19 protein-coding genes are annotated in these 22,965 nt (G+C 69.2%); 6 read left to right on the top strand and 13 right to left on the bottom strand.

The genetic code is table 11. The annotated features are described in order from the left end of the window. Position 1: 1 nt before the first annotated feature. The 8 genes from ACIRG5_RS29080 to ACIRG5_RS29045 all read right to left on the bottom strand — a co-directional run bounded on the left by ACIRG5_RS29080 (position 2) and on the right by ACIRG5_RS29045 (position 6,759). The gene (locus ACIRG5_RS29080; protein WP_402910246.1) at positions 2–1,603 is read right to left on the bottom strand and encodes a VWA domain-containing protein; all 1,602 of its coding nucleotides are present in this window, start codon (positions 1,601–1,603) and stop codon (positions 2–4) included. Next, positions 1,600–2,952, bottom strand: coding sequence for a CpaF family protein (locus ACIRG5_RS29075; RefSeq protein WP_402910244.1), 1,353 nt, complete (start codon positions 2,950–2,952; stop codon positions 1,600–1,602). The genes ACIRG5_RS29080 and ACIRG5_RS29075 overlap by 4 nt, the downstream gene beginning before the upstream one ends. Continuing rightward, positions 2,949–4,103: a CpaE family protein gene (locus ACIRG5_RS29070; protein ID WP_402910242.1), complete on the bottom strand. Its 1,155-nt coding sequence runs from the start codon at positions 4,101–4,103 to the stop codon at positions 2,949–2,951. The genes ACIRG5_RS29075 and ACIRG5_RS29070 overlap by 4 nt, the downstream gene beginning before the upstream one ends. Before the next feature lie 8 nt (positions 4,104–4,111). Next, entirely contained in the window at positions 4,112–4,861 is a 750-nt protein-coding gene (gene cpaB, locus ACIRG5_RS29065) for a Flp pilus assembly protein CpaB (protein ID WP_402910240.1), read from the bottom strand. 15 nt (positions 4,862–4,876) lie between these two features. Beyond that, a complete protein-coding gene (locus tag ACIRG5_RS29060) occupies positions 4,877–5,947 on the bottom strand; it encodes a pilus assembly protein TadG-related protein (protein ID WP_402910851.1) in 1,071 nt (356 codons plus the stop codon). Continuing rightward, on the bottom strand, positions 5,944–6,345 hold the full coding sequence (locus ACIRG5_RS29055) for a TadE/TadG family type IV pilus assembly protein (RefSeq protein WP_402910238.1): 402 nt from the start codon (positions 6,343–6,345) through the stop codon (positions 5,944–5,946). Before ACIRG5_RS29055 ends, ACIRG5_RS29060 begins: the two co-directional genes overlap by 4 nt. A gap of 64 nt (positions 6,346–6,409) precedes the next feature. Further along, positions 6,410–6,565 carry a Flp family type IVb pilin gene (locus ACIRG5_RS29050; RefSeq protein WP_402910236.1) on the bottom strand — a complete coding sequence of 52 codons (156 nt, stop codon included), beginning with the start codon at positions 6,563–6,565 and terminating at the stop codon, positions 6,410–6,412. 2 nt (positions 6,566–6,567) lie between these two features. Beyond that, positions 6,568–6,759, bottom strand: a complete 192-nt coding sequence (locus tag ACIRG5_RS29045) for a Flp family type IVb pilin (protein WP_402910234.1) — start codon at positions 6,757–6,759, stop codon at positions 6,568–6,570. Positions 6,760–6,966: 207 nt separating this feature from the next. On the opposite strand from ACIRG5_RS29045, the gene ACIRG5_RS29040 reads away from it, so the two are divergent. Then, complete coding sequence (locus ACIRG5_RS29040; RefSeq protein ID WP_402910232.1) at positions 6,967–7,575, top strand: prepilin peptidase; 609 nt, start codon at positions 6,967–6,969, stop codon at positions 7,573–7,575. A gap of 2 nt (positions 7,576–7,577) precedes the next feature. Here the strand turns inward: ACIRG5_RS29040 and ACIRG5_RS29035 are convergent, their stop codons facing one another. Genes ACIRG5_RS29035 through ACIRG5_RS29025 form a run of 3 tightly spaced genes read right to left on the bottom strand, consistent with a single transcriptional unit; the run spans position 7,578 to position 11,396 of the window. Next, the gene (locus ACIRG5_RS29035; protein ID WP_402910229.1) at positions 7,578–8,456 is read right to left on the bottom strand and encodes an alpha/beta fold hydrolase; all 879 of its coding nucleotides are present in this window, start codon (positions 8,454–8,456) and stop codon (positions 7,578–7,580) included. Positions 8,457–8,464: 8 nt separating this feature from the next. Further along, positions 8,465–9,808: a hypothetical protein gene (locus ACIRG5_RS29030; protein WP_402910227.1), complete on the bottom strand. Its 1,344-nt coding sequence runs from the start codon at positions 9,806–9,808 to the stop codon at positions 8,465–8,467. A 4-nt stretch (positions 9,809–9,812) separates the two neighbouring features. Next, on the bottom strand, positions 9,813–11,396 hold the full coding sequence (locus ACIRG5_RS29025; RefSeq protein ID WP_402910225.1) for a DEAD/DEAH box helicase: 1,584 nt from the start codon (positions 11,394–11,396) through the stop codon (positions 9,813–9,815). Between the two features lie 246 nt (positions 11,397–11,642). Between ACIRG5_RS29025 and ACIRG5_RS29020 the strand changes: the two genes are divergently transcribed. The 3 genes from ACIRG5_RS29020 (at position 11,643) to ACIRG5_RS29010 (ending at position 20,271) form a co-directional block, all read left to right on the top strand. Beyond that, the gene (locus ACIRG5_RS29020; RefSeq protein ID WP_319980163.1) at positions 11,643–12,284 is read left to right on the top strand and encodes a ferritin-like fold-containing protein; all 642 of its coding nucleotides are present in this window, start codon (positions 11,643–11,645) and stop codon (positions 12,282–12,284) included. Positions 12,285–12,327: 43 nt separating this feature from the next. After that, a complete protein-coding gene (locus ACIRG5_RS29015; protein ID WP_402910847.1) occupies positions 12,328–12,552 on the top strand; it encodes a DUF3107 domain-containing protein in 225 nt (74 codons plus the stop codon). Between the two features lie 192 nt (positions 12,553–12,744). Next, the gene (locus tag ACIRG5_RS29010) at positions 12,745–20,271 is read left to right on the top strand and encodes a GEVED domain-containing protein (RefSeq protein WP_402910223.1); all 7,527 of its coding nucleotides are present in this window, start codon (positions 12,745–12,747) and stop codon (positions 20,269–20,271) included. Here the strand turns inward: ACIRG5_RS29010 and ACIRG5_RS29005 are convergent. Next, on the bottom strand, positions 20,268–20,576 hold the full coding sequence (locus tag ACIRG5_RS29005; protein WP_319980161.1) for a DUF4873 domain-containing protein: 309 nt from the start codon (positions 20,574–20,576) through the stop codon (positions 20,268–20,270). The two genes, ACIRG5_RS29010 and ACIRG5_RS29005, sit on opposite strands and share 4 nt — an antisense overlap. Further along, positions 20,576–21,259 carry a TetR/AcrR family transcriptional regulator gene (locus ACIRG5_RS29000; RefSeq protein ID WP_319980160.1) on the bottom strand — a complete coding sequence of 228 codons (684 nt, stop codon included), beginning with the start codon at positions 21,257–21,259 and terminating at the stop codon, positions 20,576–20,578. Before ACIRG5_RS29000 ends, ACIRG5_RS29005 begins: the two co-directional genes overlap by 1 nt. A gap of 61 nt (positions 21,260–21,320) precedes the next feature. On the opposite strand from ACIRG5_RS29000, the gene ACIRG5_RS28995 reads away from it, so the two are divergent. Both ACIRG5_RS28995 and ACIRG5_RS28990 read left to right on the top strand, forming a co-directional pair. After that, a complete protein-coding gene (locus ACIRG5_RS28995; RefSeq protein WP_402910220.1) occupies positions 21,321–22,208 on the top strand; it encodes a diiron oxygenase in 888 nt (295 codons plus the stop codon). Then, entirely contained in the window at positions 22,181–22,963 is a 783-nt protein-coding gene (locus tag ACIRG5_RS28990; protein WP_402910217.1) for an alpha/beta fold hydrolase, read from the top strand. Before ACIRG5_RS28995 ends, ACIRG5_RS28990 begins: the two co-directional genes overlap by 28 nt. Positions 22,964–22,965 lie beyond the last annotated feature (2 nt).

Here is a 22,965-nt window from a genome sequence, read left to right as displayed (position 1 = left end):
GTCACACCTCCACGCGCACGAGCTTGCGCATCCACAACGAGCCGAGCACGACCAGGACGGCGGCGCACGAGAGCATCACGATGCCGATCAGCGTCGTGTAGAGCGGCCGCATGTACTCCGTGCGGAACAAGAACAGGAACGCCGCGAGGAAGACCGGCAGTCCGATCAGGACGTACGCGGACAGGCGGCCCTCCGCGGACAGGGCGCGGACGTGCCGGCGGGTCTGCGAACGGTCCCGCATGGTGGCGACGGTGTTCATCAGCACCTCGGCGAGGTTGCCGCCCACCTGACGCTGGATGCGGATCGCCATCACCACCCACGCGAGGTCGTCGTTGCGCATCCGGGCGGCCACGCGGTCAAGCGCGTCCTCCAGTTCGGCGCCGATCCGGGTGGCGGCCAGCGCGCGCGAGAACTCGCCCGCGGTGGGCTGGGTGTCGTCGCGGACGACGGCGTCGATCGACTGCGCCAGCGAGAAACCAGATCGCAGTGAGCTGGCGACCAGCTGCAGCACGTCCGGGAGCTGGTCGGCGAACGCGGCACGGCGCTTCGAGGCCCGCACCCGCACCACCAGTGCCGCCAGCAGCCAGCCGAGCAACGCGCCCAACGGCACGCCGATCCACCACGTCGTCAGCAACGTCAGCAGCGCGGCGAGCCCCGCACCGGCGCAGAGGCGCAGCAGGGTCCACTCGGCCGGACTGGCCTTCAGCCCGGCCAGGTCCAGCCGGTCGGCGAGGCGGGCGGCGCCGTCCTCGCTCATCACCCGGCGCGTCCAGTCCACGGCGGTCTGCGCGGCCTGACTCTCTTCCTGCGCAGCGGGTTCCTGCGCCCCGTAGTGCTCGAGGTGCTGTTCCAGCTTGCGGCCGGCGGCCGATCGGCGCGGCGTCAGCAGCATGATCACGACGACGAACACCACCAGGAACGTGCCCACGATCAACGCCACGACCGCCCAGTTCGTCCCAGGGGCCGCGGCAGGTGCGACGGCCGGAAGAGGCGCGGGAGCGGTGACGGAAGGCGCGGCGGCGACCGAGGGCACGGCCAGAGCGGCGAAGGCGGCGGCCAGAGCGGAGGCGTCGGAAGCCGTCAGCAGCCGCCCGCCGGCAGCGGCGGAGATCCGGCGCAGCGCCTCGTCGCTGTACTGGAAGCCGATCACGTCGGTGGGTACACCGGCGGACGCGACCGCGGAAACCGCAGCGTCCACAGTGGAACGGGAAACGGTGTCCTCGCCGTCGGACACGATCACCATCCGTCGCTCGGAAATCCCCTGCAACGCCGACAACCCGACCGGAACGGCGTCGAACAACGACGTGTCACCCTTGGCCTGCAACGATTCCAACGCGCCGGAGAAAGCGACTCGGTCCGCGGTGGGCGCGAGCACCAGCGAAGGCCGTGACGAGAACGCCACCAGCCCGACCTGGACGTCGGCGGGCAACGACGACACGTACGTGGAGATCGCCTGCCGCGCGACGACGATCCGGTCCGGTGCCATCGACCCGCTGGTGTCGAGCAGCACCACGACGCCGCGAGTCGGCGCTGCAGAGGCGAAAGCGCTGAACAGGAACGTCAGCAGCACGCCGACGACGAAGCCTGCCATCACCCTGGTCATCGCGGACCACCTCCGAACAGGTGCGGTGGAACGTCGATCCCGCGATCGCGCAACCGCTCCACGAAGTGCGGCCGCAACCCGGTCGACTGCAGCGTGCCCCGGTAGAAGCCGCGCTCGTCGACCCCGGCGTGGAAGTCGAACGTGAAGATGTCCTGCAGCGTCACGATCTCGCCCTCCATCCCGACGACCTCGGTGATGTGGGTGATCCGCCGCGTGCCGTCCTTGAGCCGCGACTGGTGCACGATCAGGTCGATCGCGGACGCCATCTGCTCGCGGATCGCCCGCGCCGGCAGGTCCACGCCCGCCATCAGCACCATCGTCTCCAGCCGGGACAACGAGTCGCGCGGCGAGTTGGAGTGCACGGTGGTGATCGAGCCGTCGTGGCCGGTGTTCATGGCCTGCAACATGTCCAGCGCCGCGCCGTCGCGCACCTCGCCGACGATGATCCGGTCGGGCCGCATCCGCAACGCGTTGCGCACCAGATCCCGCACGGCCACCTCACCGCGCGACTCCACGTTCGGCGGCCGGGCCTCCAGGCGCAGCACGTGGTCCTGGCGCAGCTGCAGCTCGGCGGCGTCCTCGATGGTGACGATGCGCTCGTCCGCGGGCACGAACGACGACAGCACGTTCAGCGACGTCGTCTTGCCGGAGCCGGTGCCGCCACCGATCAGGATGTTCATCCGCCCCCGCACGCACGATTGCAGCAGGTGCGCCGTCGCGGGCGTCAGCGTGCCGAACCCCACCAGGTCGTCCACGGTGAACGGGTCGGCGGCGAACTTGCGGATCGTCAGCACCGAGCCGTCCAGCGCGATCGGCGGCACGACGGCGTTGACGCGGCTGCCGTCGGGCAGGCGCGCGTCGACCATCGGCGACGCCTCGTCGACCCGCCGGCCGACCTTGGCAACGATCTTGTCGATGGTGCGGCGCAGGTGCGACTCGTCCGCGAACGCCACGGGCACCGGTTCCAGGCGCCCGGCGCGTTCGACGTAGATCTGGTCGAACCCGTTGACCATGATCTCGGAGATGCCGGGGTCGCGCAGGTAGGGCTCCAGCGGTCCGTGCCCGAGGATCTCGTCCAGCACCTCCAGCGCGACGCGGGCGCGGTCGGCGTTGGTCAACGGTGTCTCGTCGCGTTCCAGCACCGCCTGCAACGTCTGGCGCACACGGGTCTCCAGCTCGCGCTGGTCGAGGTGCGCGTCGTAGAGCTTGGGGCCCAGCACCTCCAGCAGACCGGCGTGCACGCTGCGCTTGACCTCGGCGAACGGGTCGGCGGCGCGGCTCGCGCGGCGCACCGGCGGCGTCGGTGACGATGCTTCCCGTTGCGCGGCAATGCGATTGGCCAGGCTCATCGGAACCACCTCCTCGAGGACCTGGAGGCGGCGGCGGGCTCGGCGAGCACGTGCTCACGGGCGAACCGCGAGATGGCCTCGCTGACCGGGTGCCTGGGCAGGTCGATCACGATCGGGTTGCCCTTGTTGACCGAGATCGGGACGTCACGGCTGGACGGCACGTGCGCGCGGATGTCGCTGCGCACCACGCGGTCGATGTCGTCCATCGAGAGCCCGACCTTCGCGTCGGACCGGTTGAGCACGACCGACCGGATGTCGTGCGCGTACGAGAGCAGGTCCAGCATGTCCAGCGTCACGCGCAGGTTCTTCAACGCCGGCACGTCCGGCGTGGTCAGCAGCACGTGGTGGTGCGAGGCGTCCATCGCGGCCAGCACGTGCTCGCTGAACGCGGACGGCGTGTCCACCACGACGAAGTCGAACATCGTCGGCAGCACCTCCAGCAGTTCGCCGACGAGCGCAGCCGGAATCCGTTCCGCGTCACCGGGCTCGACCGGCGCGAGCAACGCGCTCAGCCCTGGCCGGCACGCGGTGAGCAGCGACGACGCCCCCGCCACGTCGACGTGGCCGACCATCCCGAGCCCGTGCACGATCGTGCGGACCGGCTCGGCCCGCAGGCAGATGCCGACGTCGCCGAACGCGAGGTCGAGGTCCACCAGGCAGACCGACCGGGCGCCACCGGCCGCGAGCGACGCGGCCAGGTTCACCGCCAGTGTCGTCTTGCCGCAGCCGCCCTTCGCGGCGAAGACCGTGATCACCTGGCCGTTCCTGCGCTCGTCCGTTCTGGGTAGTGGCACGCCGGCGACCTGCGAGGACAGGGCCCGCGACCGGGCGCAGGCGTCCACCAGGGCCGCAAGGTCGTCCCGCGCGACGACCTCCCGCACCCCGGCTCGCAACGCGCGGGTCAGCACCGCGACGTCGAGCACGTCGCGCAGCAGCACGACTCCGGCCGACGGACGTTCGACCCGCAGGCCCGCGGTGAACGCCAGTGCCTCGTCCAGGCCGATGGCCGAACCGATGACGACGAGGTTCTCCAGGGGGTCGGTGGCGAGCAACCGCGAGGCGTCGCCCAGGGTGGCCGCCGTGCGGACGTCACCGCCGAGCGCGGGGGAGAGCTGTCCGGCGAGGGCGGCCGGTTCGCACAGGATCGTCATGGCATGCCTCAGTTTCCGAACAGGGAGCGGTTGTCGACGCCGTTGCCGGGCGCGATCTCGGACTTGCCGCCGAGCAGCGCGAAGTAGAGCGTTCCCGTCTGCTGGCCGTGGATGAGCTTCTCGGCGTCCGCCTGCTTCACCGCGACCGTGACGATGGCCTTGCCGACGTCGCCGTCCTCGGCCGCCTTCTTCTCGTCGACGACGGAGAGGACCTCCAGGCCGGTCAGCAGCAGGCGGGTGGACTGGTTTCGTTCGTACTGCTTGGAAAGACCGTCGCCCGCCGGGGTGTTGCCCTTGCCGTCCATCACGGTGAAGGTGTCGAAGACCGCGACCTTCGAGCCCTTCTGGATGAGCCCGCCCGCGCGTTGCCAGGCCTCGGTCGGCACGGTCACGGCGATCATGCCGTCCGGGATCGAGATCCCCTTGGCCAGTGACGCCTGCTCGGTGAACAGCGCCCTGGTGAGCAACTGGCCCATGGGGATCTCCGACGACGTGACGAGTGCCGCCACCGAGGAGTCCACTTCGGACATCGCGTTCTCCGGAACGCTGCTCTTGGGCATCTGCTGCTGCTCGATGAGGTCCTTCAGCGAGTCGGCGCTCGTGCCGGCAGGGATGCGTTCCTTCGCGACGAGCACCGTCACGGCCTGCTGGCCCGCGATCGCGCGGGTGTCGGCGCCGCGGACGTAGAGGAACACCCCGGCACTGCCGCAGACGGCCAGCAACACCGCCAGGGTGATGACGAATGCGCGGTTCTTCATGACGACTCCTGGATTTCAGCCGATGAGCTGGACGATGCGGAGGCCGAGATCCGGGCCGCCGATGGTGCCGTTGTTGGGCATGAGGCCCTCGACGAAGTAGCCCGCGACGCACTTGTCCGAGCCCTTGCACTCGTTCTTGTTCGTCAGCCAGTCCTTCTTGCTCGCGCCGGGCAGCCAGTAGCCGGTGACGACGAAACCCGCGAAGCCCGCCAGCGTGTACGTGCCGCCGGTGCCGGTGCCGGTGACCAAGGTGTAGATGGGGAAGTAGACGGCTTCACGTGAGCTGAACGCGGCGGCCAGCGCGGTCTTGCAGTCGCTGCCGGCCGAGGCGCCGGTGTCCGCGCTGTAGGTGCTGTCCACGATGTCCACCGAGCAGTCGGAACCGGTGTCGTCGACCCAGCCGAACATGCCGGGACCGTCCGACCCCGCCGGGCCGCTGGGACAGGTGGTCCCGGTCGTGGTGTGCAGTTTCAACACGCGGTGCACCGACGACGGCGGCGTGGCGGGCGGTGTCGGACCGAAGTCGGTGCCGCTCGACGTCGCCTCGTTCCACTCGCACCACGAGATCGTCAGAGCCATCGTGGTCGCGGTCTTCGGCGGACCCCACCGGGCACGGGCACACGCGGCGACCCGCGAGCCCTCGTAGGAACCGTTGTCCAGCAGGGAGCGGGCGAACATCGGCGGCAGCAGGGTGCCGCCACCGGACGTCTGCGTCGAGGTGTGCACGTCCACGTACGTGACGCCGGTGGCCGGTTTCGCGGGGCAGTCGGTCATCGTGCCCGCCGGCGCCGGGCAGGAGGGCAGGACGCCGCCCTTGTCGTAGCCGCACACGACGTCCACAGTGGACGCGCCGTCTTTGGCGTTGTGGTTGGCGAAGTAGTTGGACCTGTTCACCAGACAGGAGTCGGCGGCGCAGCTGTGGGCGACGGCGAGCGCTCCCGCGTCGGCCCCGTTCTGCAGCTCGGCACGCTCCTTGAAGAGGAAGCCGACGTCGATCACGATGGCGCCCATGCCGAGCAGGACGCCGAACCCGAGCAGGATGCTGATCAGCACGCCGAGCGCTCCCCGGTCGTCACCCCTGGTCATCCGCACGGCATGACTCCCTCGGCGCTCAGCGTGATGGGGGAGCCGAAACCGCCGCCGCCGAACAGTCCGGCGAGACCGCCGACCGGCGTGATGAAGTCGTAGGTGTGGGTGACCACGACTTCGGCGCTGTCCTCGCCGGGGGTCCCACCCGCCGGGCAGGCGTCGACCGAGACGTCGACGTCGTCGAGGCCGGTCGCGGCGAGCACCGCGCGACCACCGGGGTCTGGCTGGCCGAGTGCTGCGACCCGGACGCCTTCCCGCGCGGCCTGGGTCAGGGTGATCTGGGCGCGCACGGCCCAGCCGAAGTCCACGATGCCCATCACGAGGACGAGCACGATCGGCATCAGCAGGGCGACTTCGACAGCGGTCGCGCCGCGATCGCGAGCAAGGTTCGTCATGACCGCTCCGAAGAAAGGCGCGCGGCCGGCCGAGGGGAGTGCCGGCCGCGCGGGACAGGAGACTTCAGCCATCGATGACGTCGGCGACGAGCTCGAACATGGCGGCCATGTTCTCGCCGACCGCGGTGATGGCCACCAGGGCGGCGACCGCGATCAACGCCAGCATCAGGCCGTACTCGACGGCCGTGGCGCCGCGGTCCGACTCGTGCGGACGCCGCACGGTCAGATCAGTTCGCCGGCGATCTGGTTGAACAACGCCAGGAGGTTCACACCGACCGCTGTCACACCGACGATGATGACGATCGCGATGAGGGCGACCATCAGGCCGTATTCGACGGCGGTCGCGCCTCTGTCGTCGTCTTCGCGCTTGGTGCGGCTGACGAACGTCTGCACGTGGCTGAGGAAGGTGAGCATGGCGGTCTCCTGAGGAAGGTGAGATCCAAGTCGGGACGCCGCAACTCTGCGTGATGTGGAACGGTCGCCGGTATCGGGCGATGAGGTGTAACAAAACCGCAGATCGGGGGACATTGTCGGCCGACAGGGGGACACGCTGTAGGTCCTTCGGTCAGACCTGGTGTCGTCACGTTCCGTCGCGATCGTACGCGCCCTACCGTCGGCCGCATGATGGTTCTCTGGGCCGCCGGCGGTGCACTGGGCGGGCTCGCCTCGGGTGTCGCGCTGCGCGAGCTGGTCGGCCGGTTCACGCGCACCGGCATCGCGCTGCCGTTGGTGTCAGCGGCCGTTCTCGCCGTGCTCGCGCTCAAGTTCGCCGGCTCGGTCGAGGTGCTCGCGTTCGCGTGCCTGGGCGCCGTCGGCGTCGCGCTCGCGTTCGTCGACACGGCCGTGCACCGGCTGCCGGACGTGCTGACGCTGCCCGCGTACCCGTTGGTGCTGCTCCTGCTCACGGTGGCCGCGCTGACAGGCGGCACGTTCGGCGCGCTCGGCCGGGCGGTGCTCGGCGGGCTCGCGCTCGCGTTCGTCTACCGCGTGCTGGAGTTCGTCAACCCGGCGGGGATGGGCTTCGGCGACGTGAAGCTGTCGGGCGTCATCGGGATGGCGCTCGGGTGGCTCGGCTGGCCGGTGCTGCTGTTCGGCGCGGCCCTCGCGTTCGTCCTGTCCGCCGTCGTGTCGCTGGTCCTGTTGCTGCTGCGGCGGGTCACGCTCAAGAGCGCGTTGCCCTTCGGGCCGTTCATGTTGCTCGGCGCGTTCACCGCGGTGCTGTTGTCCTGACGTCAGGAACTCAGCCAGGCCCGCCACGTCGGCAGCAGCGTGGAGATGAGTTCCAGCGGAGCCTCGGTGTTCGGCGAGTGCATCACGCCGGGCAGCACGGCGAAGTCCGCGTCCAGCCGTTCCGCCATGTCGCGCTGGGCGGCGGGCGTCCACGCGTCGTCCGCGTCGCCGCACACCACCAGGCAGGGCGTGCCTGACGAACGCAGCGCGCGGGCCAGCTTCGCGACCTGGTCCGGTTCGAAGCGCAGGCCGTTGCCCATGCCGAGCAACGCCGCGGCCCGCGACTTGAGGAACCTGGTGCGGTAGAAGTCCTTCAGCTCCTGCGGCAGCGCCACCCAGGCCGGGTTCTGCGACGACCGCAGCTCGTTCAGCCTCTGGGTGCCCTCGACGCCCTGCTCGGCCAGCACGTGCTCGCCGACCTCCAGCACGGCGCGGCGTTCGCCCGCGGGCAGTTCGGACGGGCCCGACGACATCAGCGTCAGACCGGCGATCGGGGCGCCCGCGAACACGGCCGCCCTGGACACCAGGCCGCCGTAGGAATGGCCGAGCAGCAGCACTTTCCGGCCGTCCGAGGCGATCTTCCCGATCAGTTCGGCGAGCACGGAACCCAGCGGGCCAGGCCGGTAGAGCGCCTCGTCGTCCGGGCCGGCGGAGTCCTGCTGGCCGGGCAGGTCGATCGCGACGACCTCGAAACCCGCGTCCGCGATCGGGTCGATCATCGGCGCGAAGTCCTCTTTGGAACCCGTGTAGCCCGGCACGAGCAGCACGGTCGTGCGCATCGCGTCGTCGCCCATCGCGGGCGCGCGCAGAGCCGCGATCGTGCCGTAACGGCCCGGAAAGTCGACGCGTTGCGCCCGGTTCGGGCTGATCTGCGAGTACACGAGCTGAACTATCGCAGCGCGACCAGGGTTTCGCCACGCTGCTCGAGCACGACGGGACCGGCTGTGGCGAGTTGCACAGGGCCGGTGTGGCCCTCGCGGTTCAGCTTGATCGTGCCCACGACGGCACCGGTGGCCTGCTCGTACACCCGCAGGCCCTCCTTCACCGGGATGAGCGCGCGGCCCGCGAGCGTCGTGCCGGCGCCCAGCGCGCCCTCGGCGGTCCACAGTGGAGCGAGTGTCTCCAGTGACAGCGCGACCGTGCGGGAACCGCTGAACCAGAAGGCGTTCGTCTTCGTCGTGAAGACGCGCGCCACGTGGTTCGGCGGGTCGGTGAAGTCGGCGTCGGGGATGTCGAGCGGTGCCTCGCCGACCTGGTTGCCGGTCTCCGTGTCGAAGATCTGCAGCCGGCTCGGGCCCGGCACCGCCACGGCGACGAGCTTCTCCGTGATGGCGACGATCTGCACGTTCTTGCCGCCGGTCATCGCGGTCGAGAACACCTTGGGCTCGTCGGACTTGTCCGGGTTCGGCTTGAGCACCGTGACCCGCTCCGACGCGTCGTCCGGGCAGCGTTCGATGATCGCGAACTTGCCGGACGTGACGGCCATTGAGCCGTACGTGCAGCCGACGCGCGGCTGCTTGCCCGGGTTCACGATCGCGCGCAGCGAGCCGTACTCGAGCGAACGCACCAGGTCGTCACGCCGGTAGACCTCGACGAACTTCGAGCCGGTCGTGATCAGGTGCGAACCCTCGTTGAGCAGTGCCGTGCCCGGTTCCGCATCGCCGTTGCGCTGCGCCCGCCGCTCGCCGGTCACGCCGTCGAGCGAGGTGAGCTCCGAGCAGTTCGTGCCCTTGGAGTACAGGGCCATCGCCCTGCCCCACGCCGAACTCACCACGCACAGCGGCAGGTCGCGCTTGTACGTCCACCGGACGTCCCCGGTCAGCGGGTCGCGCCCGTTGACCTCGCCGCCGTCGCCGGTCACGACCGTCGACGGCTTCTCCTCGCCCGTGTCCTTCGACGCGGTCTGCACGACCACGGGCGACTGCGAGGCGCCGCTCTTCGCGCGCCACACCTCGCCGAGTGACGGCGGTAGCGCGGTGACCTCGGGCAGCTGCTCCCACGACGAGGGCCCGGTGACCGACGTCGTGGCACGAGCATCGCTGAACGCCCAGGTCAGCACGGACGCGGTCACCGACACCACGGCGATCAGCGCGACCGCGACGAAGTCGGCGCGGGTGCGCCAGGAGCGGGCGGGCGGACGTTCCTCGACGGGCTTGGACTCGGGCACGCTCTCGTGCGCGGGCTCGTCGAGGACGTCCTCGACGTCGGTGACGTCGGAACCGGGGGACGACATGTGATCAGTCTGCCGAAGGTGCGGCCTGTTCGGCAGAGCTTCGGCGACGCCGACGCCTGCGCGGCTTGTCCGAGGCGGCCTTCGCGGAGCTCTCGCCGCCCTCGGAGGCCGGCGTCTGCTCGCCCTCCTGCGTCACGCCCGCGCGGCTGCGCGTGCGCGAGCGGGACCGCTTCGGCCTGGTCTCCTCGGTGTTCGCCTCCGGAGCCTGCTCGGCGCCCGCGGGAGTGGAGCCGGGACGACGACTGCTGCGGCGCTTGCGCTTGCCGGTGTCGAGCTTCTCCTCCTCCTCGGCGTCGAGGCCCGCGCGGGTGCGGTGGCTCAGCGGCAACCGGCCCGTGGAACCGGACGGGATGCCCAGGTCGGCGTACAGGTGGTCGGACGTGGAGTACGTCTCCACCGGCAGCGGCTGGCCGAGGCCGAGCAGGTCGTTGACCGAGGCCCAGCGGTGCGTCTCGTCCCAGTCGACGAACGTGACCGCGACACCGTTGCGTCCGGCACGGCCCGTGCGGCCGATGCGGTGGACGTAGGTCTTCTCGTCCTCAGGGCACTGGTAGTTGATGACGTGCGTCACGTCGTCGATGTCGATGCCGCGCGCGGCGACGTCGGTGGCGACCAGCACGTCGACCTTGCCCGCGCGGAACGCCCGCAGCGCCTTCTCGCGCGCGCCCTGGCCCAGGTCGCCGTGCACGGCGGCCGCGGCGAACCCGCGTTCGGTCAGGTCGTCGGCGACCTTCTGCGCGGTCCGCTTGGTGCGCGCGAAGACCATGGTCAGGCCTCGGTCGCGGGCCTGCAGCGCGCGGGCCAGCATCTCCGGCTTGTCCATCGAGTGCGCCCGGTAGACGAACTGCGAGGTGTTCTCGTGCGTCTGGCCGGCGTCGTTCTCCTCGGCACGGATGTGCGTCGGCTGGTTCAGGAACGTGCGCGCCAGCGTGATGATCGGGCCCGGCATGGTCGCCGAGAACAGCATCGTCTGCCGCTCGTCGGGAACCATGTTCAGGATGCGCTCGATGTCGGGCAGGAAGCCCAGGTCGAGCATCTCGTCGGCCTCGTCCAGCACGAGCATGCGGACCTTGCCGAGCACCAGGTGGCGCTGTTCGGCAAGGTCGAGCAGGCGGCCGGGCGTGCCGATGATGACATCGGCGCCCTTGCGGAGCTGCGCGATCTGCCGCTCGTAGGGGATGCCGCCGTAGATCGCGGCGACCTTCACGCCGAGGTGGCGCGACGCGTCGGTGAGGTCGTGCGAGACCTGGAGACACAGCTCACGGGTGGGCACGACCACAAGGGCCTGCGGGGTGCCGTCGCCGGGCAGGTCGACGCGGTGCAGCAGCGGCACGCCGAACCCGAGAGTCTTGCCCATGCCGGTGCGGGCCTGGCCGATGAGGTCGTCACCGGCGAGAGCGATGGGGAGCGTCAGCTCCTGGATGGCGAAGGTGCGTTCGATGCCGGCTTCGCCGAGCGCCTTGACGATCTCGTGACGCACGCCGAGCTCGGCGAACGTGGGAGATTCGGACTGCACCGGGGCGTCTGCCAGCAACGGGTGCGACGTGTCTTCTTCGGGAACTCCGGCCTCGCTGTGTTCGAGTGCCACCGGGTCCAGATGTGCTTCTACTTCAGCGGTCAGGGTGATCAGCCTCTCTCGTACCCAGCGCGTACGAGCCCTGGCCGGGCCTCTCGACCGCGCTAGATGAGCAGCTGCGGGAAAGGTGTACGCGCACAATTCCGGCGCCCGCCCAAGGAAAAAACTGGGCAACTGCGTGGTCGTCACACTCGTCACGCCGGGCGTCCGAGGCCATTCTACCTGCCCAGACACTTTTGACCACTAGGCTTGGTCACCATGGGTGTTGCGGAGGGTGTTGTCGATCTTCTGGGAGCGCTTGCATATGGCGAGCTCTCGGCTTTCGACCGGATGACGGAGGACTCGCGCACGGCGCCGACATTGGCGGGACGCGCGGCGCTCGCGCAGATGGCCGCAGCCGAGATCGGGCATTTCACGATGCTGCAGAAGCACCTGGCCACCGAGGGCATCACCGTCGAGGACGCGATGACGCCGTTCGTGAAGGGTTTCGACGCGTTCCACGAGTCGACGAGCCCCAAGTCGTGGCTGGAGTCGCTGGTGAAGGCGTACGTCGGCGACGGGCTGGCGGCGGACTTCTACCGCGAGATCGCGGAGTGGCTGGACGCGCCGACCAAGGAGCTCGTGCTGCACGTGCTCGCCGACACGGGTCATTCGGCGTTCGCTGAACGCGAAGTCCTGGCCGCCGTCGAGACCGATCCGCGGGTGCGCGACCGGCTCGCGCTGTGGGGCCGGCGGCTGCTCGGTGAAGCGTTGACGCAGGCCCAGTACGTGGTGGCGGAGCGGGACGGCCTCTCCGAGCTGATCATCCGGGGCTCCGGGGACCTCGCCGGGATCGGTCAGCTGTTCCGCCGCCTTCAGCAGTCGCACGCGCGGCGCATGACGCAGCTGGGTCTGGGCTAGGTAGGCTCGCGACTAGATTTTTCTCTTGAGCACGGAGGTCAGCGTGGAGGTCAGGATCGGCGTCGCGGACAGCGGGCGCGAACTCGTCGTGACCAGTGAACTCAACCCGTCCGAGGTCGAGGGTCTGGTGGCGGACGCGGTGTCCGGCAAGTCCAGCGTGCTGACGTTGGTGGACGTCAAGGGTGCGCGGTTCGTCGTGCCCGCTGGCCGCGTCGCGTACGTGGAGATCGGCCCGCAGGACTCGCGCAAGGTCGGGTTCGGCGCCTGAGACGGCAGAACGTGAGAAGGCCCCGGTCCCAGCGACCGGGGCCTTTCTCGTTCGGGAACGGCGCAGTATCGATCACCGCCCCCGAACCCGCAGTCCGGCTGGGCGTAGAGGTCGCCTGAAGCGGTGACTTCGCTGGTAGGAGCATGTTTGCGCACCTAGCGTGACGGAGTCGTCACGCTGCTGAGGAGTGCTATGCGCGCCGCCCTGCTGGTCCTGTTGCTCGTGGTCTCGGCAACGACCTTCACCCTGCCCGCGCAGGCCTATCAGACACACGCGGCCGGGTCGTGGTCCACGAGTTCCGCGTTGCCGGCGGTGAACGCGTCGGCGCGTTCGACGCTGACGTCCGGTGCGGTCGTCACGGCGTCGGTGTCGGGGGCGAACCTGCGGCTGACCACGCTGAACTCGCCTCCCGGTGACCGTGGGGCGGTGCCCGGCAACTTCCGGCCGCAGATCCCCGCGAACACGGCGTTGATCGGCCTCACCGCGGCCGCCGCGGGGTGTGCCGCGTTCGTCGACTGCTTCAACCGGGGCACGCTGACGTTCTCCTTCAACCGGCCGGTGCGCGACCCGGTGCTGCACATCGCGGGCAGCGGCGCGACCATCGGCAACACCGGTAGCACGCACGTCGCGCACACCGTGACCACGCCAGGAGTGACGCTGGACGGGCCGCTGGCCGGCGCGACGAACATGACGATCGGGCAGAACGGCACCCGCATCGAGGCGCCGAACCGCAACCTCAACGTGCTGTGCAACTCCAACGGCGCGAGGTCCGCTCCCGCGTCGTGCGGCAGTGTCCGCATGAACGGCACGGTCAGTTCCGTGAGCTTCCAGGTCGACATGCTCACCAACAGCAGCAATCCGACTGACGACTTCTACGTCGCGGGCGTCTCGGTGGACGAGGACTTCGGTGACGCGCCCGCGAGCTACGACACCGGTGCGGCGGCCAGCCACGTCGTCGGTGATCTGGCGCTGGGTTCGGGCGTGTCGGTCGACAACCCCGCGACGATCAACCTCGGTTCGACCACGCCGAGCCCCAAGGCCGTGGCGGCGGGCGCGGACAACAACCTGCCCAACGGCGACGACCTCGACGACGGCGTGGCGGCGTTCCCGCGGCTGGCCAGGTCGAACGCCGGTGACGACTACTCGGTGCCCGTGACGTTGTCCGGAGCCTCGCAGGCCGGCCGGGTGTGCGCGTGGATCGACTTCAACGGCAACGGCTCGTTCGACACCAACGAACGCGCGTGTGCGAACTTCGCGGCCGGCGCGGGATCCGCGACGACCACCTGGAAGATTCCGCAGAACGTCAAGTGCGGCAACACCTATGCGCGGTTCCGGGCGAGCTACAACACCGACCAGACAGCCAACGCGACAGGCCTCGCCGACAGCGGTGAGGTCGAGGACTACCGGCTGCCGGTCGAGTGCCTGGACATCAGGAAGTCCACTCCCCAGACCGCCGCGAACCCCGGCGACCAGGTGCCTTACACGGTCACCATCACCAACTCCGGCGCCACGGACGTCACCGGCCTGACCGTGTCCGACGACCTCACCGAGGTGCTGGACGACGCGACGTTCAACAACGACCAGGCCGCGACCTCGGGCTCGATCTCCTACACCGCACCGAAACTCACGTGGATCGGTGACGTCGCCAAGGGCAAGACGGTCACGCTGACCTACTCCGTCACGGTCAAGAACCCGATCACCGGCGACCACCAGCTGCGCAACGCGGTCGTGAGCAGCGCGGGCAACTGTCCGCCGGGCTCGACCGATCCGGACTGCTCGACCACGGTGAACACGCCGGGACTGAAGATCGAGAAGTCGGTCGACCGGCAGTCGGCCAACCCCGGTGACACGGTGAAGTACACGGTCAAGGTCACCAACACCGGCAGGACGCCGTTGGACGCGATGTTCGTCGACGACCTGACGAAGGTGCTCGACGACGCGACCTGGGGCAGCGCGACGGCTTCCTCCGGCACGGCCGCGTTCGCCTCGCCGAAGCTGACCTGGACGGGTGCGCTGGCCGTCGGCGCGTCGGCGACCGTCACCTACACGGTCGTCGTCACCGGCAACGGCGACAAGCAGCTGACGAACGTGGTCACCTCGGAGACGCCCGGCAACAACTGCGTGCCGAGCTGCACGACCGACACCCCGGTGTCCGGCGTCCGGTTCGAGAAGCAGGCCGACAAGCAGTCGGTGAACCCCGGCGAGACCGTGACCTACACCGTCACCGTGACGAACACGGGCAAGACTCCGTTGCAGGGAGCCACTTTCACCGACGACCTGGCGAAGGTGCTCGACGACGCGGAGTGGGTGTCCGCGACGGCGTCCTCGGGCGTGGCGGAGTTCGTCTCGCCCAAGCTGACCTGGACCGGCAACCTGCCCGTCGGAGGGTCCGCGACCGTCACGTACTCGCTGAAGGTCGGCAACCCGGTCAAGGGCGACTTCCAGCTGGACAACGCGATCACGTCCAGCACGCCGGGTGGCAACTGCCCGCCGGGATCGACCGATCCGAAGTGCGGCACCACCACGCCGGTCGCCGGCCTGAAGATCGAGAAGGCCGTCGACAGGCAGTCCGCGAACCCCGGCGACACCGTCACCTACACGGTCAAGGTCACCAACACCGGCAAGACCTCGCTCAACGCCACGTTCTCCGACGACCTGTCGAAGGTGCTGGACGACGCCGAGTGGGGCTCCGCCGGCGCTTCCGCCGGCACGGCCACGTTCGCGGCTCCGAAGCTGAACTGGAGCGGCACTCTCGCGGTCGGCGGTTCGGCGACGATCACGTACACGGTGAAGGTGACCGGCAAGGGCGATCACCTGCTGGACAACGTGATCACCTCGACCACGCCCGGCAACAACTGCCCGGCGGACTCCACCGATCCGGACTGCCGCACGTCGACGCCGGTCTCCGGGGTGGAGATCAAGAAGCAGGTCGACCGGCAGTCGGCGAACCCCGGTGACACCGTGAAGTACACGGTGACCGTGCGGAACACCGGCAGGACCCCGCTGAACGCCTCGTTCGCCGACAACCTGACGCAGGTCCTCGACGACGCCGCGTGGGGCTCGGTCAGCGCTTCCTCGGGCACGCCGTCCTACACGGCTCCGAAGCTGACCTGGAACGGTCCGCTGGCGCCCGGCGAGTCGGCGACGGTCACGTACACCGTCGTCGCGAACGGCAAGGGCGACAAGCAGCTCACGAACGTCGTCACCTCCGAGACGCCCGGCAACAACTGCGTGCCGAACTGCACGACCACGACGCCGGTCTCGGGTGTCGAGTTCGAGAAGTCGGTGGACCGGCAGTCGGCCAAGCCCGGCGACACCGTGAAGTACACGGTGACCGTGCGGAACACCGGCAGGACTCCGTTGCAGGGTGCCACCTTCACCGACGACCTGACCAAGGTCCTGGACGACGCCCAGTGGGTTTCCGCCGAGGCCTCCACGGGCTCGGCGTCCTTCGCGACCCCGAAGCTGACCTGGACGGGCGATCTCGCGGTCGACGGCACGGCCACCGTCACGTACACGGTCAAGGTCGGCGATCCGGCGGACTTCAAGCTGGACAACGTGATCACGTCGACCACGCCGGGCGCCAACTGTCCCGGTGGCGAGAAGTGCTCGACCAGCACGCCGATCGCCGGACTGCGGATCGAGAAGTCCGACGACCGCGACCAGGTCGTGCCCGGTGACACCGTGACCTACCAGATCAAGGTCACCAACACCGGCCAGACCGTCCAAACAGGAGCGTCGTTCACCGACGACCTGACCAAGGTGCTGGACGACGCGGTCTACAACGACGACGCGCAGGCCACGGTCGGAGCGGTCACGCTGGTGTGGCCGAGGCTGGAGTGGAAGGGCGACCTGCCGATCGGCGGCACCGCCACGATCACCTACACGGTGACGGTGAAGAACCCGAACCCCGGCGACAAGAAGCTCAACAACAAGGTCACCTCGGACACGCCCGGCAACAACTGCCCGCCGGGCTCCACGGACCCGTCGTGCAGCACCGAGACGCCCGGCCGTGAGCTGACGATCGAGAAGAAGGCCGACAAGCAGTCCGCGAACCCCGGTGACTCGGTGACGTACACCGTGACGATCACCAACACCGGTCAGGTGCCGCTGGTCGGCGAGAAGGTGACGGACGACCTGTCCGGCGTGCTCGACGACGCCTCGTGGGTGTCCGTGCAGGCCTCGACGGGCAAGGCGGAGTTCGCCGCGCCGACGCTGACGTGGACCGGTGACCTCGCGATCGGCGCGACGGCGACGCTGACGTACGTGGTCAAGGTCAACGACCCGATCAAGGGTGACCACAAGCTGGCGAACGTGGTCAGCAGCGAGGTTCCCGGCAACTGCCCGCCGGGCTCGACGGACCCGAAGTGCTCGACCACGACCCCGTTGCCCGGCATGGAGATCGTGAAGGAGGTCGACCGGAAGTCCGCGAACCCCGGCGACACCGTCACCTACACCGTGACCGTGCGGAACACCGGCCAGACCGAGCTCAACGCGTCGTTCCGCGACGACCTCACCAAGGTCCTCGACGACGCGACCTGGGGCGGCACGAGCGCGGGCACGTTCACGTCGCCCGTGCTCACCTGGTCCGGGACGCTGCCGATCGGTGGCTCGGCTGTCGTCAAGTACACGGTCGTCGTGACCGGCAAGGGTGATCACCAGCTGACGAACGTCGTCACGTCCGACACCTCCGGCAACAACTGCGTGCCGAGCTGCACGACCGACACCCCGGTGTCCGGCGTGGAGATCAAGAAGACCGCCGAGCCCGCGTCGACCAAGCCGGGCGACACCGTGAAGTACACGGTGACCGTGCGGAACACCGGCAAGACCGTGCTCGACGCGTCGTTCCGCGACGACCTGACCGGTGTGCTGGACGACGCCACGTGGGTCGGCACGAGCGCCGGTGTGTTCGCCTCGCCCGTGCTGACCTGGTCCGGGCAGTTGGCCGTGGGTGAGACGGCGACCGTCACGTACACGGTGAAGGTGACGGGGGCGGGGGACAAGCGGCTGAAGAACGTCGTCACGTCGGACACCTCGGGCAACAACTGCGTCGACGGCTGCACGACGGACACGCCGGTGGCCTCGTTGAAGCTGGTGAAGAAGTCGGAGCCGGCCACGACGAAACCCGGTGACACCGTCAAGTACACCGTGACGATCAGCAACACCGGTCAGACGGTCCACAGTGGAATCTCGGTCTCCGACGACCTGACCGGAGTGCTGGACGACGCGACGTGGAACGGCGATCAGGCGGCGTCCGCCGGCGCGGTGTCGTTCGTGTCGCCGAAGCTGACGTGGACCGGTGATCTGGCCGTGGGTGCGTCGGTGACGGTCTCGTACTCGGTGAAGGTCACGGGTGCGGGGGACAAGCGGCTCAAGAACGTGGTGTCGTCGGAGACTCCGGGCACGGACTGCTCGGATGGCTGCACGACGGACACCCCGGTCGCGGGCCTGGAGATCGTGAAGAAGGTCGCGCCGGACAAGCCGGTGCCGGGCGACGTCGTGACGTACACGGTGACGGTCCGCAACACCGGCCAGACGCCGCAGAACGCCTCGTTCAGCGACGACCTGACCGGCGTGCTGGACGACGCGACGTGGAACGACGACGCGGCGGCGACTGTCGGCGAGGTGACCTACGCATCTCCGAAGCTGAGCTGGAGCGGTGCTCTGCCGATCGGGTCGCAGGCCGTCATCACGTACTCGGTGAAGGTGACCGCGGCCGGCGACCACCGGCTGACCAACGTCGTCACCTCGGACGACCCTGGCGGCAACTGCCCGCCGGGATCGACGGACCCGAAGTGTTCGACGTCGACCCCGTTGCCGGGCATGGAGGTCAGCAAGTCCGTCGACGTGCAGTCCGCCAAGCCTGGCGACACCGTCACGTACACGGTCAAGGTGCGCAACACCGGCCAGACCGCGCTGGCCGGGGCTTCGTTCTCCGACGACCTGAGCAAGGTGCTGGACGACGCGACGTTCGGGAAGTGGACGGCGTCGAGCGGCACGGTGAGCGTTGTTCCTCCGAAGCTGACCTGGACCGGTGACCTGCCGGTCGGCGTGACGGCGACCGTGACCTACACCGTCGTCGTGAACAACCCGGTGTCCGGCGACTTCAGCCTGGACAACGTCGTGACGACCGATACTCCGGGCGGCAAGTGCGTCGAGTGCGCGACGGTCACGCCGATCGCCGGGCTGAAGCTGGTGAAGACGTCGGAGCCCGCGTCGACTAAGCCGGGTGACGACGTCCGCTACACCGTGACGATCAGCAACACCGGCAAGACGGTCCACAGTGGAATCTCGGTCTCCGACGACCTGACGGGCGTGCTGGACGACGCGACGTGGAACGGTGATCAGGCGGCCTCAGCGGGTTCGGTTTCCTTCGCGGCACCGAAGCTGACGTGGACCGGTGATCTGGCGGTCGGCAAGTCGGTGACCGTCACGTACTCGGTGAAGGTGACCGGCGACGGCGACAAGCGGCTGAAGAACGTGGTCTCGTCGGACGTCCCGGACACGGACTGTTCGGAAGGCTGCACCACGGACACCCCGATCGCCGGCTTCCAGATCGTGAAGAAGGCGGACAGGGCCGAGGCCAGGCCGGGCGAGAAGGTCACCTACACGGTCGTCGTCACGAACACCGGCGCCACGATGCTGCGCGACGCCGCGTTCGTCGACGACATGACCGAGGTGCTCGACGACGCCACGTACAACGGCGACGCGGCGTCGACCTCGGGCTTGGCGACCTACGCGGCACCAAAGCTGACGTGGAAGGGCGATCTTGCTGTCGGTGCGTCCGAGACGGTGCGGTACTCGGTGACCGTCACGAGCAAGGGCGACCTGCGGCTCAAGAACGTCGTCACGTCGGACACCCCCGGCTCGAACTGCCGCGACGGCTGCGCGGTCGAGGTGCTGGTGCCGAGGCTGGAGATCCTCAAGAAGGCCGACCGGACCTCGGCGAAGCCCGGTGATCTCGTCGCCTACACCGTGACGGTCACGAACACCGGCCAGACCACGTTGCCGGCGGCGAGCTTCGTCGACGACCTGTCCGGCGTGCTGGACGACGCGTCCTTTGTGGACACGAACGCCGGTGTGTTCGCCAAACCGAAGCTGACGTGGACCGGCGAGCTGGCGATCGGGGCCACGAAGACGGTGACGTACCGGGTGCGCGTCAACGACCCGCCGACCGGGGACTTCAGGCTGCGCAACGTGGTCACGTCGGACACGCCGTCGAACTGCCCCGGTGAGAAGTGTGGCACCGAGACCCCGGTGTCGGGCCTGGAGATCGTGAAGAAGGCGGACCGGACGGACGCGAAACCGGGCGACCGGATCACCTACACCGTGACCGTCAGGAACACCGGCCAGACGCCGGTCACCGGGTCGTTCACCGACTCGCTGGCCGACGTGCTGAAGGCCGCGACGTGGGGCGGAACCGACGCGGGCACGTTCGTGTCGCCGGTGCTGACCTGGTCCGGTGAGCTGGCGGTCGGGGCCTCGGCGACGGTGACGTACTGGGTCACCGCCGGCGGCTCCGGTGAGCTGCGCAACGTGGTGACCTCGGACGTGCCGGGCTCGAACTGCAAGCCCGGCGGCTCCGACCCGAGGTGTTCCGCGACCGTGAAGGTGCGGCAGGACCCACCGATCGCGTGGACCGGTTTCCCGGCCCTGCCACTGGCGGCGTTCGGCCTGGTCCTGCTGCTCGCGGGTGTGCTGATCCGGCGAAGGGCCTAGGCCGGCTCTTCGATCTTGTAAGGCGGAGTGGAGATGCCACCGACCCGGTAACGGCCCCACGGGTCGGGGTCGGTGAGCGTCCCCTCCGCCTGCCCGGTGGGGGTGCGCAGCACCGCGGTCCGCGCGCCTCCTTCGACCCGGCTCGTGACGTCGTCGTGCTTCTTGATCCGCCCGTACCAGTGGTAGCGGCCGTCGATCGGCTGGAAGTAGCCCCGCAGGTCGACCTCGACCGCGACTTCTTCTTCTCCGAAGACGAGGGTGGCGGTGCCGGTGTAGCCCTCTTCGTCGTGCTCGTGCTCGCTCATCAGTCCACCAATCGGAGCGGGGTGAGTGGCTTTGCCGGGTCTGCCTGCACACCCGCCGAGCGCAGCAGCCCGTCGATGGCGTGCCAGATCAGCGTGGTGAGGTACTCGCTGAGGTTCGTGCGGGACATCGTCTGGCGGTCGAGCCACCAGTCGCCCGCGTTCTGCACCATGCCGACGAGCGCGTGCGCCCACGGCTCGGCGCCGCCGGAGTCCATCTCGAAGGAACGCAGGTAGTCGCCGAGGATCCTGGCCAGCGTCGACGCGATGAGGTTCTTGTCCTCGGCGACGACGTCCTTCTCGACCGGACGGTCCACGAAGGACCCCTTCACCACGAACCGGTAGAGGTTCGGGTTCTCCTCGATCACCGACAGGTAGGCGTCGACGATCCCCAGGATGCGGCCGCGGATCGGGCCGTCGGCGATGAGCGCGGGACCCATCCGGTCCATCAGCAGCTCGGTCGCCTTCTGGCCCACTGCCAGGTACAGGTCGGACTTGTCGGTGAAGTGCCGGTACAGCACGGGCTTGCTGACGCCCGCCTCCGCGGCCACGTCCTCCATGCCGACGTCGGGACCTTTCCTGGCCACGGCGGCGATCGTGGCCTCCACGAACTCCGCCCTGCGCTGCTCGCGATGACCCTTCCACCGCTCACGTCGCGCGTCCGGCCCCTTGACAGTGCGTGCCATGTGATGCACGCTACCAGAAGTAACCGTTACCTCAAGTAACACCTACCGGGGAGGGCAACCGATGAGGGTCGCCGATCGGGAGAAGACAGCGGAACGGCTCCTCAAGTCGTCCGCCGAGAAGTTCTACGACCCCGAGGTGGACATCGACTGGTCCGCACCTCTGGTCGACGGTCTCTTCTACATCCCTGAACAGCGCATTTCGCTCTACGGCACGCCTCTCTACGACTCGCTCTCGCAGGAGCAGCGCATCGAGCTGTCGAAGCACGAGCTGGCGTCGATCGCGTCCGTCGGCCTGTGGTTCGAGCTGCTGCTCATGCAGATGCTCGTGAAGATGGTCTACAACACCGACCCGACCACGCGGCACGCCCAGTACGCGCTGACCGAGGTCGCCGACGAGTGCCGTCACTCGACGATGTTCGCGCGCCTGGTCGAGCGGATCGGCTGCCCGGCCTACGGGCCCACGCGCCACACGCACCGCATGGGCAAGCTGCTGCCGATCATCGGCTACGGCCCCGCGATGTACGGCTCGATCCTGGTCGCGGAGGAGATCCTCGACCGGTTGCAGCGCGAGGCGATGACCGACGACACCGTCCAGCCGCTCGTGCGCATGGTGAACCGGATCCACGTGCTGGAAGAGGCGCGGCACGTGCGGTTCGCCCGCGAGGAGCTGCTGCGGGGCATGTCGGAGCTGAAGGGCTACGAGCTGCCGTACCAGAAGTGGCTGGTCGGGTACGTGTCGATGATGATCACCCGCTCGATCATCAACCCCGCCGCGTACGCCGCCGTCGGCCTGGACGTCCGCGAGGCTCACCGGCAGGCGCTGGGCAACGAGCGGTTCCAGGAGATGATCCGCTGGGCGGGCGAGCGGATCATGACGTTCCTCGACGAGGCCGGACTCGTGGGAAGGCCGGGGATGCGCTCATGGCGTCGCTCGTTCTTGATCGGCTGAACGTCGTCACGTCGGGGACTTCGCCCTCCGACGTGACCGCGGTCCTGCTGCACGGCTGGACCATGGATCTGACCACCTGGGACCGCGTCGCCGCCGCACTGCCTGGCCGGGTGGTGCGGTACGACGTGCGCGGTCACGGTGGTTCGGCCGGCGGCACCGGGACGATCTCCGAGCTGGCCGACGACCTGGCGGCCGTGCTGGAGGAGCACGTTCCGACGGGCCGGATCGTGCTGGCCGGCCATTCCCTGGGCGGGATGACGATCATGGCACTGGCCGAGCAACGGCCCGAGCTGTTCGCGCGGGTGTCCGGGGTGGCGTTGATCGCCACGTCGTGCGGGAACCTGCCCCGGCAGAGCGGCGTCGAGCGGATTGCCGGGAAGTGGCTGGTCAAGCGTCCCAAGGTCGGGTTCGGGCGGCTGATCGCGCCAGGGCTGCGGGTGACGTTCGGGCGTCGTCCGCGGTGGGCCGACGTGCGCGCCGCCGCGGCGATGGCGGGCAACACGAGCGGTGCGGCGTTCGTCGGGATCCGGGAGGAGCTGACGCTGCACCAGCGGCGGGAAGCGCTGGCCGTGCTGGCGGACATCCCGGCGGTCGTGATGGCCGGGTCCTGGGACGTGCTCACGCCGATGCGGCACTCGCGGGTGCTGGCCGAGGCGTTGCCGAGCGCGCAGTTCGTGATCTATCCGAAGACCGGGCACATGCTGCCGCTGGAACGGTCAGAGGACGTGGCGAGACGGATAGCCGCGCTGATGTGACA

The organism is Lentzea sp. NPDC102401 (genome assembly GCF_044765805.1).
Classification (GTDB): domain Bacteria; phylum Actinomycetota; class Actinomycetes; order Mycobacteriales; family Pseudonocardiaceae; genus Lentzea; species Lentzea sokolovensis.
This window is presented reverse-complemented; position numbering and strand designations above follow the sequence as displayed.

Coding starts and splice junctions, on each gene's coding strand:
- ACIRG5_RS29080 (WP_402910246.1), bottom strand. CDS start 1,603: ATGACCAGGGTGATGGCAGGCTTCGTCGTCGGCGTGCTGCTGACGTTC.
- ACIRG5_RS29075 (WP_402910244.1), bottom strand. CDS start 2,952: ATGAGCCTGGCCAATCGCATTGCCGCGCAACGGGAAGCATCGTCACCG.
- ACIRG5_RS29070 (WP_402910242.1), bottom strand. CDS start 4,103: ATGACGATCCTGTGCGAACCGGCCGCCCTCGCCGGACAGCTCTCCCCC.
- cpaB (WP_402910240.1), bottom strand. CDS start 4,861: ATGAAGAACCGCGCATTCGTCATCACCCTGGCGGTGTTGCTGGCCGTC.
- ACIRG5_RS29060 (WP_402910851.1), bottom strand. CDS start 5,947: ATGACCAGGGGTGACGACCGGGGAGCGCTCGGCGTGCTGATCAGCATC.
- ACIRG5_RS29055 (WP_402910238.1), bottom strand. CDS start 6,345: ATGACGAACCTTGCTCGCGATCGCGGCGCGACCGCTGTCGAAGTCGCC.
- ACIRG5_RS29045 (WP_402910234.1), bottom strand. CDS start 6,759: ATGCTCACCTTCCTCAGCCACGTGCAGACGTTCGTCAGCCGCACCAAG.
- ACIRG5_RS29040 (WP_402910232.1), top strand. CDS start 6,967: ATGATGGTTCTCTGGGCCGCCGGCGGTGCACTGGGCGGGCTCGCCTCG.
- ACIRG5_RS29030 (WP_402910227.1), bottom strand. CDS start 9,808: ATGTCGTCCCCCGGTTCCGACGTCACCGACGTCGAGGACGTCCTCGAC.
- ACIRG5_RS29020 (WP_319980163.1), top strand. CDS start 11,643: ATGGGTGTTGCGGAGGGTGTTGTCGATCTTCTGGGAGCGCTTGCATAT.
- ACIRG5_RS29010 (WP_402910223.1), top strand. CDS start 12,745: ATGCGCGCCGCCCTGCTGGTCCTGTTGCTCGTGGTCTCGGCAACGACC.
- ACIRG5_RS29005 (WP_319980161.1), bottom strand. CDS start 20,576: ATGAGCGAGCACGAGCACGACGAAGAGGGCTACACCGGCACCGCCACC.
- ACIRG5_RS29000 (WP_319980160.1), bottom strand. CDS start 21,259: ATGGCACGCACTGTCAAGGGGCCGGACGCGCGACGTGAGCGGTGGAAG.
- ACIRG5_RS28995 (WP_402910220.1), top strand. CDS start 21,321: ATGAGGGTCGCCGATCGGGAGAAGACAGCGGAACGGCTCCTCAAGTCG.
- ACIRG5_RS28990 (WP_402910217.1), top strand. CDS start 22,181: ATGGCGTCGCTCGTTCTTGATCGGCTGAACGTCGTCACGTCGGGGACT.